The 17,087-nt window shown below is 58.0% G+C and carries 10 protein-coding genes; 7 read left to right on the forward strand and 3 right to left on the reverse strand.

The window, feature by feature from the left end; all coding sequences use genetic code 11:
* Positions 1-47: 47 nt before the first annotated feature.
* Positions 48-584 (forward strand): signal peptidase I, encoded by a 537-nt coding sequence (gene lepB / locus NZD89_RS09945; RefSeq protein WP_268007554.1) that lies wholly within the window; start codon positions 48-50, stop codon positions 582-584.
* 64 nt (positions 585-648) lie between these two features.
* On the opposite strand, the gene NZD89_RS09950 is transcribed toward lepB, so the two are convergent.
* On the reverse strand, positions 649-1,173 hold the full coding sequence (locus NZD89_RS09950; protein WP_268007555.1) for an MFS transporter: 525 nt from the start codon (positions 1,171-1,173) through the stop codon (positions 649-651).
* A 28-nt stretch (positions 1,174-1,201) separates the two neighbouring features.
* Positions 1,202-2,584, reverse strand: coding sequence for a recombinase family protein (locus NZD89_RS09955; protein ID WP_268007556.1), 1,383 nt, complete (start codon positions 2,582-2,584; stop codon positions 1,202-1,204).
* 189 nt (positions 2,585-2,773) lie between these two features.
* Between NZD89_RS09955 and NZD89_RS09960 the strand changes: the two genes are divergently transcribed.
* The gene (locus NZD89_RS09960) at positions 2,774-2,914 is read left to right on the forward strand and encodes a hypothetical protein (RefSeq protein WP_268007557.1); all 141 of its coding nucleotides are present in this window, start codon (positions 2,774-2,776) and stop codon (positions 2,912-2,914) included.
* Between the two features lie 1,227 nt (positions 2,915-4,141).
* Positions 4,142-4,339, forward strand: a complete 198-nt coding sequence (locus NZD89_RS09965) for a hypothetical protein (protein WP_268007558.1) — start codon at positions 4,142-4,144, stop codon at positions 4,337-4,339.
* Between the two features lie 89 nt (positions 4,340-4,428).
* On the opposite strand, the gene NZD89_RS09970 is transcribed toward NZD89_RS09965, so the two are convergent.
* Positions 4,429-5,142, reverse strand: a complete 714-nt coding sequence (locus NZD89_RS09970) for an MFS transporter (RefSeq protein WP_268007559.1) — start codon at positions 5,140-5,142, stop codon at positions 4,429-4,431.
* 153 nt (positions 5,143-5,295) lie between these two features.
* Here NZD89_RS09970 and NZD89_RS09975 point away from each other — a divergent pair, with 153 nt between their 5' ends.
* From NZD89_RS09975 to addA, 4 genes are read left to right on the forward strand one after another with little or no spacing between them, the layout of a single operon-like run.
* Positions 5,296-6,585 carry a metallophosphoesterase family protein gene (locus NZD89_RS09975; protein WP_268007561.1) on the forward strand — a complete coding sequence of 430 codons (1,290 nt, stop codon included), beginning with the start codon at positions 5,296-5,298 and terminating at the stop codon, positions 6,583-6,585.
* Entirely contained in the window at positions 6,560-9,658 is a 3,099-nt protein-coding gene (locus NZD89_RS09980) for an AAA family ATPase (protein WP_268007562.1), read from the forward strand. The genes NZD89_RS09975 and NZD89_RS09980 overlap by 26 nt, the downstream gene beginning before the upstream one ends.
* An 18-nt stretch (positions 9,659-9,676) precedes the next feature.
* Positions 9,677-13,255, forward strand: a complete 3,579-nt coding sequence (locus tag NZD89_RS09985; protein WP_268007563.1) for a PD-(D/E)XK nuclease family protein — start codon at positions 9,677-9,679, stop codon at positions 13,253-13,255.
* A complete protein-coding gene (addA, locus tag NZD89_RS09990; RefSeq protein ID WP_268007564.1) occupies positions 13,252-17,010 on the forward strand; it encodes a helicase-exonuclease AddAB subunit AddA in 3,759 nt (1,252 codons plus the stop codon). The genes NZD89_RS09985 and addA overlap by 4 nt, the downstream gene beginning before the upstream one ends.
* The last annotated feature ends 77 nt before the right edge of the window (positions 17,011-17,087 follow it).

A 17,087-nucleotide genomic window follows, 5' to 3' on the forward strand; every position in this document is an offset into this window, starting at 1 on the left:
GGTGCTCTTTGTGGTAGATTGGTGAGGTAAAGGATGTGAACTGTCGCATGGGCCAACGAAAACGGCAGAATTGGTTTACGGGATGGTTAATGCCGATTGTGATTGGTGTAGCCATCGCACTTTGTATTCGCCAATGGGTGGTCAGTGCGGCATATGTACCTTCCGAGTCAATGTACCCTGCCATTCCAAATCCGTGTTACATTCTCGTCAATAAATTGGCGACTGAAATCCACGGAGTGCAGCGCGGAGACGTCGTCGTCTTTCACTTTCCTGACGACCCTTCGCAGTTGTATGTCAAACGCGTCATCGGGTTACCAGGTGACACGGTCAAGGTCACGTACGATGCCGTCTACATTAATGGCAAGAAACTCAATGAACCGATTATCACTCAGCCGAACGAAAATGGGCTGGGCACCTATCACGTGCCAGCGGGACACTATTTTATGATGGGTGACAATCGCCCGGTATCTGACGATAGCAGGTACTGGACTCACAAGTACGTCGCGAGGTCCGCGATTGTCGGAGAGGCAGACTTTGTTCTCTTCCCGTTTACAAAGATGAAGAGTATTCCACAACACGTGTAGTCACAGCCAACGAAACAGCCGGCCCACAGGGTCGGCTGTTTTGGTCTGCCGCGGACCTTTTCCGTCAGTGAATATCCTTGCCTCTTGTCTCGTAGCCAAGCGTCACGACGATGACGAAGCCGACGAGCAATATGGCGAAGAACAGTCCGAAGATCCAGCCGTATCCCAGATGAACGCCCAGCAGCCAACCAGTGATGAACGGCGCGAGGGCACTGCCTATGCGCCCGAAGCCCGCGGCCCATCCCATGCCCGTAGCGCGTGCGACGGTCGGGAATTGCTCCACCGTAAAGATATAGGTGCCGGCAAATGCGGCGAGCATGAAGTAAGAGAGAAATAGCCCGCAAACGATGAGCATCGCCGTGCTGTTGGCAAGGCCAAACAGCAGAGCGGCGACGGCGGCGAGAATCATGGCAGTGACCAGTGTCTTTTTGCGCCCCCAACGTTCCACCAACCACGCGGCAGTGAGGTATCCCGGGACTTGCGCCAAGGTCATCACGAGTACGTATCCAAGGCTGTGCACGAGTGAGTAGCCCTTCTCTGAGAGCACAGAGGGAAGCCAGAGAAACATGCCGTAGTAGGTGTAATTCATGACGAACCACAACACCTAAGAGGGCGTATTAAACGTTCCATTCAAGCGCGACTTGCTTGTCGGGAAAAACTCGGATGTTTCTGATCAAGAGCCGAATTATCTGCCGCTGTTCGGCAAATGTCAAGTCATCCCACAAGAATTGAACGGAGTCGAACGCGCCTTCGACTTGTGTGTCGTCTCGTTTGGTGCTGGCCGGTGCAGTTCCATCTTCGATTTGAACCAGGACGGCGCGACGCGACTGCTCCAGTTTTTCGAGGCGATCCTTGACCAGTCCGACCGGTAGTGCCCCCGTCTGAATCGCATCGACTAACCGGTCCCGCTGTGCCTCGAGTTGGTCCAGTTCACGTTGCAATTTGGGCAAGTGACTTGCGTTTTGCTTCGAATCTACTGGTAGCGTCCACAGATCCTCGGCTAACTCCAGGGATCGAATTCTTTCGATCACCAGCTCCTCGATTTGGTGATGGACGAAGCTGCGAGTCTTGCAGTCACCTCTGCGTTTGTTGCGGCAAACCACGCGAACGTATGTGTACACTTTCCCGGTCGCTTTCTTTTGTCGCGTGGTGATGTAATGAACCGGGCCACCGCATACGGCGCACGTCATGAGCCCGCTCAATAGATAAGGTCCGCGCGCGCCTTTGCGTGCGAGCCGCGAGTTCAACTCCCGCTGTGCAGCACGAAATGTCTCCTCGTCGATAATCGGCTCGTGCTTTCCCGCGAACTCACATCCCTTCATCACCAGTGAACCGACGTACGTGCGACGCTGAATCATCTTCAGGATGAAGGTGGGATCGACATAGCGGCTGGTGGTGCGTTTCGCCAACCATTTGGCAATGGAACGACGGGATTCTCCGGCGATGAACTTCGCGAAAACCTCGCGAACCAGCGCCGCCTCGTCTGGGATGACCTCCAATATCCCGCGTTCGTTCATTTGGTACCCAAACGGATAGCTGGCACCGTGCCAGAGTCCGCGCCGCGCGCGCTGTTGCAAACCAAATTTCGTGCGTTCGATGATGGTGTCGCGCTCTAACTGGCCGAAGACAGCGAGAATGCCTAACATGGCACGACCTAGCGGCGTGGACGTATCAAATGGCTCTGTGGCGCTTTTAAACGCCACCTCGTGTCGGTCGAATACGTCCTCCAACAAAAACAGTACGTCTTTCTGTTTCCGCCCGAGCCTGTCCAGCTTGTAGACTACGACCGCCTCCACCTGCCCGCGTTCCACGCAGCCAAGAAGGCGCTGCAATGCTGGCCTGTCCATGCTGGTACCTGAGTAGCCATCGTCTGTGAAGTGTTCAAAATCGGACCAGCCTTGCGATTTACAGTAGGCTTCGAGGCGTTCTATTTGGGCATCGAGCGAAAACCCGTGCGTGGATTGTTCCTCGGTCGACACCCGTTCGTACAGAGCGATCACGGAGCCTCTACTCCCAACGCCTCGCAGGTACCTGACATCGCCTGATAGATAGACATTCGACGCGCCCCCTTGAATGGCATCACCACTAATACATATGAGCGGGACGCGAGTGGCCAACCCTCATGGCATGTCGCGCGCAAGCGGACAATCCAGGCCGTCATAGGCTCTATCGAAGGAGGAGTGGGGCTCATGGACCAAGAGAGGTCACCATCGCTGAAAGACTTTCCGAAGCCGATTCGAGATCAGGTTATGAAGATGCTTCGTACCGCGGTAAAGCGTCGCAAAGGACGAGCAGAAGAGGAGGCTTCGCATCGGCCCGACCCCAGATAGCTTCAGGGGCGGTCGGCGCGCAGAGGAGTTCCTTTCGGGGCTTGGTCGCGTGCGTTTGTAGCCCGCGTGAACCTCTGGGATGAGGCGGACGCGAGCTCGCAATCGACGACGTATGTACCCGCCTGCAGGGACGACCATAACCCTCTTTGGTGTTTGCCGCTTGAACCCCTACAGACGTATTTGACCGTGGGACTTGAACTTCGAGATGAATCTCATTCACCTGGTCCCAGCGGATGATCTAGTGTAATCGGAATGTGTAAAACGAGAGACGGACAGGTGCTGAGGATGGCGCACAGAAAGTGAGATCCGGGACATGTACGTCCGCTGAAGCGGGAGTACGGGGATAGACACCTGTGACTGAGTCCCGAATTTTGTTGCAGTCGTGCTTCCCCGCAGTCCTGATGTAGAGTATGCAGGGCCTTTAGGAGTGTGTTACCAGAGGCGTTGAGCGCCAAAGCTGAACGTATCAGTAACACGGCGATGTTTTGTCCGTCAACCGGAATAATAAGGAACATAGGAAAATATGTATGAGAACAGGAGACGCTGGGCCCCCTGACTGAGAGGGGAAACCAACATTGAAAGACACCATGTTCGCCCTGAAAATCGCGTTCTTGCTGCTTCAAGTCGCTTCAGGCTCAATCCAACTGGTGCGTCAATGGAAGCGCAAAAAATCGAAAAGATCTCGTGTGTAAGGTGCAGCTTACACCACTTTTGATTTAGCGAATTCTAGGGGGCTAGCGCCTTCTGCACTCATCTTCACAGCGTGGTGCGGACAATCTTCAAGAGTTTCGTAACACTTTAACTGTATGCAGGTTCGATCCTCGATAGCACCCGGATACCGGAGCTCACGATGGGCCTAAATCGTTTGAAACATTCCTGTGTGGCGGCTCGTCTAATTCAGTAACAACCCGAAAACGGAGGGCCTCACCATGAAGAGATACCAATTCCGAGATTTTGTCTGGGTAGCGACGGGAACAGCCATCATCTGTTGCATCATCGCCGCGAGCGTCGCTCGACTGATGTTATAAAGCACGCGCTCGGCCTGCGTGGCCCCACTACACCATGGCGCGTGCATACCGTTTAGCGGTACATATCGAAACTCGACTCTGCATCCATCAGGCAATCTCGCTTCTTCACAATATCGATATATTTGCCGTTCTCTCTCTGTCGAGATAGTGCATACGCTGTTTGGTCTGCGCTTATCACCCGACATAAAGGAGAGCATGCATGAGACAACATGATTATGTCACACAGTTGATGTTGCGACATCAACAAGCACGCTTGGAGAGAGTCAATCGAACGCATTGGATGTATAGGGACTTGCCGACATCCGGTTCCTTTGCGAGGAGGTGGGTGGCGCGCCTGCGGAAGCGGCCGTTCATTCGCAATGGGTTCGTCCATCCAGTCGGAGCCGACAGTGAATGACGCAACGCATCTGATATTCGCCACCTAGACAGGAAAGAAGCCCCCTCTACCAGTGGGTTGCGCCATGCGTTTCCGCTAGAGGGGGCGGTTTATGTATGTAGTGGGTGCCTGACGAACCACAAAATCCAGGTCACAACCGACCGACGGGCGATACCTTTCTTCCAGACTTGGCGCAAGGCGGTCCCCATGGAAGGTCGCTGTTCGAGTCTCGCGTACTTCGGTGTTTCCGGAAGGGCGAAGCGAAGGACGATAGTGTACAGCGCTGGGATTGCACCTAACAGAAATACGACCCGCCAACCAGAGTGAGGGATGACAAAGAACGAAACGAGTGCGGCCACGAGCGAACCAAACGCCCAGAACATCTCGAGAAAGACGACGCGGCGGCCGCGCACCTTCTCCGGCGACGACTCGAGTACATAGGTGGTCGCTACCGGCAGTTCGCCTCCAAGCCCCAGTCCGACGAAGAACCGCAGGACACAGAAGATCCCTATCCCCGCGGCAAAGGCCGACAACCCCGTTGCAATACTGTAGATCAACAAGGTGAACAGGAAGATGTTTCGGCGTCCAAATTTATCCGCTAGCGAACCTGCAAAGGCGGATCCGACCGCCATACCAATCGAACTGACGCTGCCAATCAACCCAGTGACGGTGGTGGACAGGTGCCAATCCTTGGAAAGCGACACGAGTACGTAGGACAGGAGTCCGACGTCAAACGAGTCGAACAACAAGCCGAAGCCGGAAGACGTGAGAATCCGGGCGGCCGAGACCGGCTTTGGCCCGACGAGTGTCGATGTACTTGCCATCTGTGGTTCACGCTCCTCTCAACTGAACTTCTAGACCCATATATGAGCGCGCCCAAACTTCTGTGCATGCCAAAGCGCAAGGAATTTTGCGATCGGTGTCGAATCTGTCATGATTGAACCGAACGTATGTTTTGTTTCGAAGGGGAGGACCAGATGCTTCGCATCCTACATACGGCAGATCTTCATGTCGGGACGCCGTTTAAGCTTCGGGCTTCGCAATTGCCTGACGGTGCGTTTGAACAACTTCGCCTCGCGGCTGGAACCGTGTTGCAGCGGATTGTCGACTACGCTATCGACCAACGCGTAGATGCGGTCATCATCGCGGGGGATCTGTTCGATGAGGCGGATCCTCCAGTGAGCGTGCAGTACGATGTTCTTCGCCAATTTCGGAGATTGTCCGAACTAGACATCCCCGTCATCTTGTCGCACGGCAACCACGACCCCGTGGGGGCGGCGTCGTTATTTCCGTGGCCCAGTACGGTACACGTGTTGGGCACAGGGGCGACCGGGGAACGCGTGTGTGACATCGTCCTGCCACTTAGCGGCTACCAGGTCCAGTTTTCCGGGTTTTCATACCTCACGCGCGAAGTGTACGGCTCAAAGGTCGCGCAGTTCGCGCGGCGCGACGACGTGGATATCGCGATTGCCCTCTATCACGGCCAGGTTGGTTCGGCCTCCGGGCCACACGCGCCGTACGCCGCCACCTCGCTAGGGGAAATCCTCACACACGGCGATTTCGACGTGTGGGCTTTGGGCCATATTCACGGCTATCGAGTGCTACACGAAGGCCGTCCCTTTGTCGCGTATCCAGGTTCACCGCAGGGGCGCGACGCCGGGGAGATCGGACGGCATGGCGGAATCCTGCTCGCGTGGGACGAGCATCTGACGTTTTCGCACTCGTTCATCCCGTTCTCGACGGTCGAATGGCAGCGGGTGGACGTCGACGTGACGGGACTGGCGACGTTTGAAGCCGTGTGGGCAGCCACCGCAGCGAAGCTTTCCAGGGACTCAACGCTTTGCCTCATCGACTTGCATCTGTCTGGTCAAAGCCCGTTGTCTGCGAGCCTCAATCTCCCTGAGGCACGGAGTATTTTTCAACAGGCCGCAATCGACGATGGCTATCCCGTGTGGATTCATCGCTACGCCAGTGCGGTGGAGGCCGAGATCGACTGGAGTGTGTGGGAGGCGTCTGACGGCTACGTGGGTCAACTGATGGCTTTGTTGCGCCAAGTCGAAGAGCGTCCAGAGGTATCGCTCAGCCTCTTACAAGGCGTTTGGTCGAAAGACGAGATAGCTGTCGTGGAGGAGGCGCTAGAAGGCGACCCCGAGTCCGTGATGGAGCAGGTGCGGCAAATCTTACTAAGCCAGATGAGACCGGGGCAAGAGGCCTTTGAACTGGTAGAATGGAGGGGTGTGCATGCGGCTACAGGCTCTGCGGATTGACCACTTTGGCCCGTATCGCAATCAGACGTGGACCTTCCACAACCACGGCTTACACATCCTGTTCGGCCCCAATGAAGCGGGCAAGAGCAGCCTGCTAGCCGCCATTCGCGGAGGTCTCTTCGGAAACACTCGATTGGCCGAGGGGACAGCGCACGCGCAGCCCGGCGCACATGTCGGGATGCAGCTGTGCCAAGAATCCGGGTCGGTCGTTACACTCGAACGGAGTCTCACGAAAAAGACTGCGCCCCATCTTTGCGATGAGGATGGGCGTAAAGCCACGGGCCAGGCGGAGCTCGCGGCCTTGTTCCCCGAACTCCGGCAAGTGGAACAGCTGCTGTACGAGACGTTTTTCACGCTTCAATTGGCCGATTTAGTGGCGTTTTCCGATAAACCCAACGCGCTGCTCTCGCAGTTATTTGGATTGCGGGCGCTGCTCGTCAATCCCTACGCGCTGGAAGAGGCGGTCGAGAAGGCGGCCATGGAGGTCTACAACCCGCACCGGAGGGCAAGTCGGCCACGCCTAAATCAGGCCCTGCGCGCTTGGCGTGAGGTCAGGGGGGCGCTCCAGGCCTCGCCGGATCAAGCTGCGTGGTATCGCCACGCAAAGCGGCGCCGGGAAGAACTCGCCCTCCGTCTAGCGGACGAGCGGCGGGCGCTTGAGGCAGTTGGAGCAGAACTGGGCTTTGTCGAGCGCGTCGCGTCTCTGCGCCCGACGGTGCTGGAACTGATTGAGACAGAAGCGGCCATGGCGGCCCTCGGGGCGGTTCCTCCCGGACGCTATGACACCTGGTTACAGGTTCCTGACTGGCAACACAGGTTAGAGGAACTCGAAGGCGAGCGCAAAGAAGCGGCGGCTCAAATCGCGCGCCTGGAGAGCGACATTCGCCAGTTGACGACGACCGTGTCCCAGGCCGAGCTTCGCGGTGACGTGCAGGCGTGGCGCTTGCGCGCAAAGGAACTGCAGATGAGCATCCAGCAGTGGGAGGAGGCAGTGAAACTCTCCCTTCGCGCGGAGGATGAGGGCGCGAAGGTGCTTCATCGCATCCCCTTCGAAGTCGACGCCGCGGGGTTGGCGTACCTCGCCTCGCTGACGGCGGGAGGGGAGCTGCAACAATCGGCAAGGGCGTATGAGCAGGCGGCCTCGGCACGGTCAGAAGCAACCCGTCAACTGGATGTTGCACTGAGTTGGGAAGGGGAGCAGCGCCAGTCGTTTGAGTCGCATGCCAGGCTGGGGTCTGCGAGCGACCAGGATGCCCGGTTGGCCATCGAGGCGCGCGACGTCGAACTGCGCGACGCCGAGCACGGGTATCGCACAGACTTCGAACGTTTGCTCGACTGGCGCGACGCGGCAGGCCGCGAGTCTCAGCCTGATTTGCAGGTGCCGCAAGCTGCGCGGTGGATCCGGCCCGCAATCGTGTTGGTCAGCGCCGCAGGTGTCGCCATTGAAGCGGTGTCGCATCAGTTTTTCGCATCGGGCGTCCTCGCCGTCGCGCTTCTTTTGTCGCTCATTTTGACGCTTTCCAGCCTGCGGTCGGCCAGGGCGGCGTCCGAGCGAAGCCGACCGAACCCACCCTATCTGACGCGGTGGAAGGGCGCCGTCGCGTTCGACACGGTCGATACAATCCTCGAGCAGATCTCCAGGGAGATCCGGGACGTGGAATTGGAGCGCAGGCATCTCGAGCGCACCAAATCCCTGTTGCGAGATTACGAGGAAGCGGTCTACCGACGCCGACTCTGTGAGTCGGAGTGCGATGCGGCGCTCAAAACTTACCGCGAGGCCGAGTCGTCGTATAAAGCGTCGCTAAAAGACCTGCACCTTCCCGCTGGTCTGTGGACGAGCACCGAACTCGTTCAGTTCGCCGAATCCGCTCGCGCGCGGTTGCACTGGAAGGGTGTACAGGACGAGTCGGAACAGGTGGTCAAGGAAGCCTCAGAGCGCGTTTTCTCGCAGCTTCTGAAACTCCAGGCGTGGCTTTCTGCGAGCGAGCACTTGGACGAGCCCGACCTCGAGGGCGCCGTCGCCTACGCGCTTTGCCAGCGGGATTCCTGTTCGGCGGCGCATTTCGCAATTGACACGCTGGTTCAGGTGTTGGCGCGGTGGGAACAGATGGTTGAGACGGCCTTGCAGGACGCCATGAGCTGTGAGCGCCTGAAGGAGAAGCGGGAAGCGCTGTTGTCCGAGGTCGAGCGGATGGACTCGGAGATTGCCGCATGCGACCAAAGCGTTCGGCGAGTCTACCGCGAACTCGGCGTTGTCGGCGCGGAGGATTACCGTTTCTGCATGGAACGCGAGGCGAAGCGGCGCACGTTGCAACAGCGGCGCGAGCGCGCGCTGCAGACGCTTGTCGTGGAGTGCAGCGGCGAGCGACGGGCGTTTCGAGTTGTGCAAAAGGCATCGAAATCGACGCTTGCGACCTTGCAGGCGGAGGTGTCGGCGCTTCGCGATACGCTCGACCGCAGGGACGAAACAGTCAAATCGCTCCAAGAAGAACTTTGGACCATCGACCGCTCGCTCGAGGAGAGTCAACTCGGGCTGGCGGGGGACGACCTCCGGTGGCAAGCGCAACAGCTCGAGGGCGAAATCGCGGAGCTGAAACGGAACTTTGCAGCCATGGCTATCGTCAAATCACTTAGCGTCCGCGCCAGAGTGGCCGTCGAATCCGAACAGTCGTCGCCCCTTCTCGCCAGGGCGTCCGAATACTTGGCGTCCATCACCGGAAATCGGTATCCACTGTTGCGCGTACCGTTGGGATCGGATGGATTACAGCACGTCTATCTGGTGAACGGCGCGGGACAGACGTTTACCATGACCGAAGTGTCTCGAGGTACCCGCGAGCAGGTGTACCTCGCGCTGCGGCTGGCGGTGATTTCACAGTATCGCGAACAAGGGGTCATTTTACCCGTGGTTCTCGATGATCCACTGGTGAACTTCGACGACGAACGCGCGCAAAAGGTGATGGACTTGCTCGTCGAAGAAGGCAGAGAACAACCGATTATCTATCTCACTTGTCACGAGCGCCGCTTGTCCGACGTGCAGTCACGAGCAGGCGTACACTTGATTCCGATGAAATAAGAGAGCGAGGAATGCGGTTTGACCGACGTACGGTTTTGGCTGGGTCCGACGGGGAGTGGGAAATCTCAAACCATCGTGCGAGAACTGCGACAGGAGACGGAGCGAACCCCCATCGGTTCGACTCTGTTTTGGGTCGTCCCGGACGATGTGGCGTTCGCCGCCGAACAAATGCTCATGGCGCAGATTCCGTCGACGTTGCGCTGTGAAGTCATTACACTGCCTCGCCTGGCCGAGAGAATTCGCCGAGCTGCGGGCGACAATGACGAGCAGCCGATCAACGCCTCCGGGAAGCAACTGCTCTTTGCTGCCGTGTACCGCGAGTTGCGCGATACGCTGGGGCCGCTCAAGCGGGCAGAGGCAAACGTCGGCTTCCATCGCATGGTGCTCGACACATTTGACGAGATGTCCCAATATCGGGTGAATCTGTCCGCGCTGGAAGGGGCGCTCGAATCGGCCGCAGCTTCACTCGATGTCAGTGTACCACGGGCTCAGATGTCCGTAGGGAGATCCCTCATCGGGAAACTGCGTGACCTAGTTGTGTTGTACATTCGATACCGGGAGCGCCTCGCAGAAAAAGGATTTTTCGATCCGGCGCTGTCGCTCGCGAGCGCGGCCCAATCGGTGACTGACGTACCTTTTGTCGCCGAGTCCACCTTTTATTTTGACGGATTTCACACCTTGACCCCGGAACAGGTTGAACTCATGGCGGAAATCGCACGCCACGCCACGCAGTGCACGTTTACCTTTCCTCTGTCACAGGTCTCTACGCCGGACGAGGTGGCACTGTCTCAAGCGAGCGCCCAGTGGCCGCAGTCCGAACGACTCGCACGCTGGTTGCCAGACTTTGAGCACAACTACAGCGGCGAACTACCGGGCGTCGTGTATAGCGTATTCCAATTGTCAGCTTGTCTCTTGCACAAGGGCGTGCAGTGGACGTGCACGTCGATGGAGCCGGACGCGCAGGAGCGCCCGTCGTTAGCGTCGTTGGAAAGGGTGTTTCGAGGCGTTGAAGTTGCCCGGGTGAATGGTCTCGCCGACGTCCTCAGCGTGTGGGAAGCGGAGGACGACGAGTCGGAGGCGTACGCCTTGGCAGACGACATTTTGCGTCTCGTCGAACAACAGGGCGTATCCTTTCGCGATATCGCGATACTCGTCCCTTCCTTAAACGAGGAGGGCAATCGAATCCACGAAGTGCTCGAGCGATACGATGTTCCGCACTCGATGGATACGTTTCCGCCACTTGCCGCCCACGCCTTGGGGAGGTTTATTCTCGCAGCGCTACGGGCAGTCATCGAAGATCTGTCCACCGATTCGATGGCGCGCCTGTTGCGCACGGAGTTCCACGGAATCGACCAAGCGACGGTCGACTGGTTCGACATGTACTTGCGCTCCTGTGGGGTCGCTTCCGCGCAGTTGTGGTTCCAGGATGAAGACTGGTCATTTCTTCAACAGCAGGCGGAAGAACCGCAGTTGGCGAAGGCGAAGCGGGATGACGAACGGGCCAACCGCATCCGGAAGTCCCTCACTTCGTTTTTACAGCCGTTCTACGACGCGCTGTGCGACGAGATCTTGACGCCGCTCGCCTTCGCACAGGCGCTCTGGCAACTACTCACCGCCGTCGACGCCAAATCCGCGATTGCAGAGTCAGTCGTCCGGGAGGACGTCGACAACAATCCACTGCAGGCGAGCCAACATGAACAGGCTTGGCAACTCACAATCGGTCTCTTGAACGATCTCGCTTCCGTGTACGCCGACGCACAATTCGTTCGCGAGGACCTGTTTGAACTGGTGACGTGCGCCCTAATCGACGAGAAACAATCTACCATTCCAAGTGGTCTCGACGAAGTTCTCATCCGTCCCTACGCTCATGCACACGGCTGGACGCGCCCATACGTATTTGTCCTCGGGGCGTCCGACCACGCGCTGCCGACCAAGGTCCAGTCCAGCGGTTTGCTGCAGGACGACGAACGGGAGATGTTTGCGACTCTGTTTGGCATTCCGATTGGGTTTACCTCACAGGAGTTGATGGCTGTGGACCAGCTGTTGCCCTACATGCTGTTCACGCGTGCGACAGGGCGCTTGACCATCAGTTTTGCGCGGACGCGAGGCGGCGCGGAACAGCGGCCGTCGCCGTACGTGACACGGATTTGTCAGGCGTGTGACGTGTGGCCACAACGCGTGCGGACGATGGGCGAAGAAGGTCTTCAGTCGAGTGGCCGCGATGACGTCCTGATCATGCGCTCGTCTGTGGCGCTCGATTTGGTGGTTCAACTTCTGTCACAGGCGAAGCACGGTGGCGAGCAGGCTCTGCTCGAACGCGCTGAACTGGCGGATATCGCCGCTTGGTTTTGTGCCACAGAGGAGCGTAAAGAGCGACTGCACCGCGCCATTGCAGGTCTGTATCACAGGTTGCCAGCGGGCGTGATCGAGCGCGGGTTGGCTCGACGGCTCTACGGTGCACCTTTGGTGACAAGTGTTCATCGATTGGAGACGTATGCAGTTTGTCCGTATCAATACTTTATTCGCTTCGGCTTGCGGGTGGAGCCGGACGTGCAGCACGCCACACAGGCTGCCGAGGTCGGGAACCTTCTTCACGACACCGTCTTTGAACTCGCAGATCTGCATCGCCGTAAGGACGTTCGGTTTGATCAACTGTCACTCTCTGACATGGTTGAGCTCGCCGAGCGCGTGTTTGCAGAGAAGCTGCTCGAGAGTCGCCACATGGCGTTTCAGAGTGGGATTCGCGGGGCTCGTGCAGACGACTTGCGAAATTACCTCCAGGCGATCGCAGAGGCATTGTGGCTGCAGGCGACGAACGGATCTTACGAACCCTACCAGTTGGAGTGGTCGTTCGGCATGCCAAACGATGAGGCCCCTGCGTTTCCAGTTGACCTTCCAAAGGGAGAGCAGGTGCTGATTCGCGGGCGGGTGGACAGGCTAGATCTGTACGAGGACGGCGACACGACCTGGTATCGAATTTTTGATTACAAGAGTGGCAGCAGTTACAAGCTCGATGCTACGCGCATGTATTTTGGACTTCAAATCCAACTCATGGTGTACCTCGCCGTGGTCCAGGCGAGTTTGGCGGAGCTGGGGAAGCGACCGCGGCCCGCAGGCGCGTTTTACATGCCCTTGCTTCGTCTGCCCGGGATTTCCGAGGTTCCTCAGGCGGAAGACCTGGCGAAAGCTGAGTTGCGCAAGGCATACCGGCCAGAAGGGTACTTGAATACGGATGCGCGCGCGATAGCGGCCATGGACAGGCATTTGCCGGGGGCCAAGTCGGAGCTGTTTGGAGACCTATATAAAAAGGATGGTGCATTCCGCCAGACGGCGAAGGTGTGGACGGACGACGAGTGGGAGGCGGCCATCGACTTCACGCTGAATTCCGTTCGGGACATTGCCACACAGCTTGGTGAGGGCAAAATCCCGGTCCGGCCCTATGTCTTTGCCCACAACGACAGAGGGTGCACAAATTGCGCATTCAAGGGTGTCTGTCATTTTGAGCCGATGGACCACGCAAGTGCGTACCGCGTTTTGACGTCGAAGCGCTTTGCCGACATCGTCCGCAAAAGCGCCGAGGAGAGTGAATTGCGATGAAATGGTCAGATGCACAGGAGCGCGCGATTGCGACGACGGACAGAAATCTAATTGTCTCAGCGGGTGCAGGGTCTGGTAAAACCGCAGTGCTCGTCGAGCGCGTCCTTCACCTTCTCGAGATCGATGCAAAGCTTAACGTGGACAATATTTTGGTGATGACGTTTACTGAGGCGGCCGCTGGCGAAATGCGCCAGCGCATCTCCGCGCGCTTAGAGGAGCGCATGGATGAGTACAAGCGCACGGGACAACCGGCGCAAGCAGAGCGATTGCGGCGTCAGTCGTCGTCGCTCTGGCAAGCCCAGATTTCGACAATTCACAGCTTCTGTCTGGAAGTGGTGCGGCAGAACCTCTTATATCTCGAATTGCCGCCCGACTTTCGACTGCTCGACGCGAATGAACAGAGCTTGCTGCTACTCAGCGCGGTCGACGAGTGCATCGAGGCGGCACTCACTGGTCCACAAGCGGCGGCCGCGCGGGAGATGATGATCGGACTGCGCCTCGCGGACGCCCGAGCGCTCGGGCAGATACTCGTTCGGCTGTATCATTTGGCGAACAGCCAGGTTGAGCCAACACAGTGGTTGAACGACGTCGCCAATGCGTATCCCGACAGCTACCGAGCGTGGAACGAAACGGTGTTTTCGGGTGCCTTCCAAAACTGGGTGGGCCAACATCTCGAGATGGCACAGAAGTACTTCAAACTTGCGTACGCGCTGGCAGAGCCCATTCCGGAACTGGAGAAGTATACGGAGTGGTTGAGGGAAGCGGTGAATTGCGTCGAGGCGGCAAAGGGCGCACTGACAAACGACGGGATCGATTTCGCGCGACTGTCTGCGAGTATCCATCTGTGGACGGCGCCCAAGTCGCCGAGGAGTTCGTATAAAGGTCCAGAATTGCAACAGGTCAAAGCGCTCCGGGACGAGGGGAACGACAGTATGAATGCCATCGCGCCTGTCCTCGCCCGTGGTGTTGAAGCACTGTCGGACGACCTTGTGGGCCTGTCTGCACACATCCGCGTTCTCGTACGTCTCGTAGAGGATCTGATGGCCAGTGTCCGGGTGAAAAAACAGCGCGATGGCACCATCGATTTTCAAGATTTGGAACACTTGGCGTTCCGCGCGATGGCGGACTCGGCCACTGGTGCCTTGCCCCGACTGAAAGAACGTTATCGCCACGCGTTCGTCGATGAATACCAAGATACGAGTCCCATTCAAGATGCCATTGTCGATCTCGTTACCGCAAAAGCAGACAACCTGTTTGCGGTGGGCGACGTGAAGCAGAGTATCTATCGATTTCGCATGGCTGAACCGGGCCTGTTTCTCGGGCGGTACAACAGGTATCAGCGCGATGACGGTGGAATGGCCATCGATTTGACCGAAAACTATCGCAGTCGCGATGCCATCGTCCACTTTGTCAACTTCGCGTTCGGGCAACTGTTCAGTCGGGAGACCACTGGCTTTGCGTACGACGACCGAGCGCGAATGCAGGTCGGCGCATCCTACCCACCGGCACAGCCGTCGTCGCCGCTCGTCGAGGTCCACTTTCTAGATCGGTCTTCGTCACTCGCGCAAGCCGCAACGGACGAACAGCCTGAGGCGGCCCCATTGGAGGACGTCGAGGTGTCTGCCTTGGAGCGCGAGGCGCGGGTCGTCGCTAAGCGAATTCAGGAAATGATGACCACCGAGATGGTCCAAGTGTGGGACAAGAAGGCAGGGGCGAACCGACCGCTCGCGTATGGTGATATCGCGGTGCTGTTGAGATCTGGCCGGGGGGCGCTTAACACGGTTGTCGATGCGCTGCAAGGTTCTGGAATCCCTGTCTCGGCGGCCACGTCGACAGGATTTTTTGAGGCGCTCGAGGTGCAATGGCTCGTCGCGTGTCTGTTTGTCATCGACAATCCTCGAGACGACCTGCGGTTGGTCACACTCCTTCGCTCTCCGTTCGTCGGATGGGACGAGAATATGCTCGCCCGCGTCCGGCTCGCATCTCGCGGTGCGATGTGGGATGGCGTGCGCAGGATTGCGTCGGAGGAAGGAATACTGGCCGGGGGTGAGGGGGAACCGTCTTCACAAGACGTCGATACCACAACCCGCGCAAGGGATTTTATCGGTAAGCTTTCGGCCTGGAGGGCGTATGCGCGCGAGGTTGGTGTCGTAGACATGCTTCGGCGGGTCATGGAAGATGTGGACTTTCTCCGCTACGTGCGGGGCATGTCGCGCGGTAAGATCCGTCGAGCCAACGTACAAAAATTGTTGCAACTGGCGAGAGCGTACGATGAACGCACAGGTTACGGCGGAATTTACGGGTTTCTACAACAGTGGCAACGGGAAGACGACGCCAATCTCGACCTCGGCGCCGCGAACGTGAGCGAGCCGGATGCCGTACAGGTGATGACGATTCACCGCAGTAAGGGGCTTGAGTACCCGGTCGTGTTTGTCGTCGATTTAGGCAAGCAATTTCGACTCACTCAAGACATCCTCTATTTAAACCGAGAGTACGGTATTGGCGCAGTGGCGTATGACCCTCGCACGCATCAGAGGTGGCGCACGGTTGCTTCCATTTCCGTAGCATACGCAGAGCGCCGTGACACGCTCGCGGAAGAGGCGAGAGTGCTCTACGTCGCGTTCACTCGCGCGCGCGAGCGCCTCATCGTGGTCGGATCGGTACAAAACCTTGCTCGTCAGGTGAATAAGGCGGTCTACGCCCACGATTTCGAGCAGGCGAAGCTCCTGTCTGGGGCTTTCATGAATGCAAAGTCGTTTATGGATTGGATGTTGCCGGTCATGTTGCGCCACCCCGCGGCTGGGGCTCTACAGAAGCTTGTGGATCCAGATACGTGGGACGGACACGTCTTTGTGACGGAATCAAACCCGCTCGCGTTGTACGTGTATGACATGAATCAAGTACAAAGTGTGCAGCCCGGAGAGCGTGCGGTTGCGCAGCCGTCTGACCATCTCGATTGGCAAGCGGTGCTCGCGAACCTTGCGGAACAGCCGAGGGAGAGGCCGTCCGTCCGGATTGTCGATCGGCCGGATCACTCGCTCGAGGTCCTCTTTGGCAAAGTATCTGCGACGGATATGCGGCGGTTGCACGTGGCGCTGATGGCCGATACGCGGTCAGGAAAGCGCAAAGAGGCCGCTTCCTCGCTCTTGGAAGACCCGGCGTTCGCCCGTCCGGGAAAGGTGACGCCGCGCGAGGAGGGGATTGCGTTCCACGCCTTTATGCAGCGTTTTCACCCACCCATCGGGGACGACGAGTCGTCCGTGAGACGGGAAATCGAACGGCTTGTATTGCAAAAACAGCTGGATGCAGAGACTGCAAATGCCGTCAATGTGCCTCAGGTGTCGGCGTTTCTTCAATCCCCTCTCGGACATCGGATGCAGCGGGGGATACGGCTGTTTCGGGAGCAGCCGTTTTTCCACCGGATCGACGTGCCGATAGAGGATGGCAAAAGAACGGTTCCGATTGTGGCTCAGGGTGTCATTGACTGTTTGGTGGAAGAGGACGACGGGTGGCTTGTCATCGATTATAAAACCGACCACGTCGACGAGTCGGGCGTCCAATCTGCGGCGCGGGATTACGAGGCACAAGTCGCGACGTACTTGGAGGCCCTGCGCCCGCTTACCGCACAAAAGCCGGTGCGCGCCTACTTGTACTTCGTTCGACCGAACGTCGCCACGGAGGTTCAGTCGATGTCGCTTCCGGACATCTTTGTCGAACTTCTGCGCCGACATCAAGCGGTGCTCCCGAGCGAGTAGGTCGGTTGCGAAGCGGAGAAGGGGCTGCAGCAAAAGCGCGTCACACATGCGCCTTTCTGCAGCCCCTTCGCTTGTAC

Source organism: Alicyclobacillus fastidiosus, assembly GCF_026651875.1.
Taxonomy (GTDB): domain Bacteria; phylum Bacillota; class Bacilli; order Alicyclobacillales; family Alicyclobacillaceae; genus Alicyclobacillus; species Alicyclobacillus fastidiosus.

Excerpts from the sequence above, each read along its gene's own strand:
- NZD89_RS09960 (WP_268007557.1), top strand. The coding sequence starts at position 2,774 with ATGGACCAAGAGAGGTCACCATCGCTGAAAGACTTTCCGAAGCCGATT.
- NZD89_RS09970 (WP_268007559.1), bottom strand. The coding sequence starts at position 5,142 with ATGGCAAGTACATCGACACTCGTCGGGCCAAAGCCGGTCTCGGCCGCC.
- NZD89_RS09980 (WP_268007562.1), top strand. The coding sequence starts at position 6,560 with ATGCGGCTACAGGCTCTGCGGATTGACCACTTTGGCCCGTATCGCAAT.
- NZD89_RS09965 (WP_268007558.1), top strand. The coding sequence starts at position 4,142 with ATGAGACAACATGATTATGTCACACAGTTGATGTTGCGACATCAACAA.
- NZD89_RS09950 (WP_268007555.1), bottom strand. The coding sequence starts at position 1,173 with ATGAATTACACCTACTACGGCATGTTTCTCTGGCTTCCCTCTGTGCTC.
- NZD89_RS09975 (WP_268007561.1), top strand. The coding sequence starts at position 5,296 with ATGCTTCGCATCCTACATACGGCAGATCTTCATGTCGGGACGCCGTTT.
- lepB (WP_268007554.1), top strand. The coding sequence starts at position 48 with ATGGGCCAACGAAAACGGCAGAATTGGTTTACGGGATGGTTAATGCCG.
- addA (WP_268007564.1), top strand. The coding sequence starts at position 13,252 with ATGAAATGGTCAGATGCACAGGAGCGCGCGATTGCGACGACGGACAGA.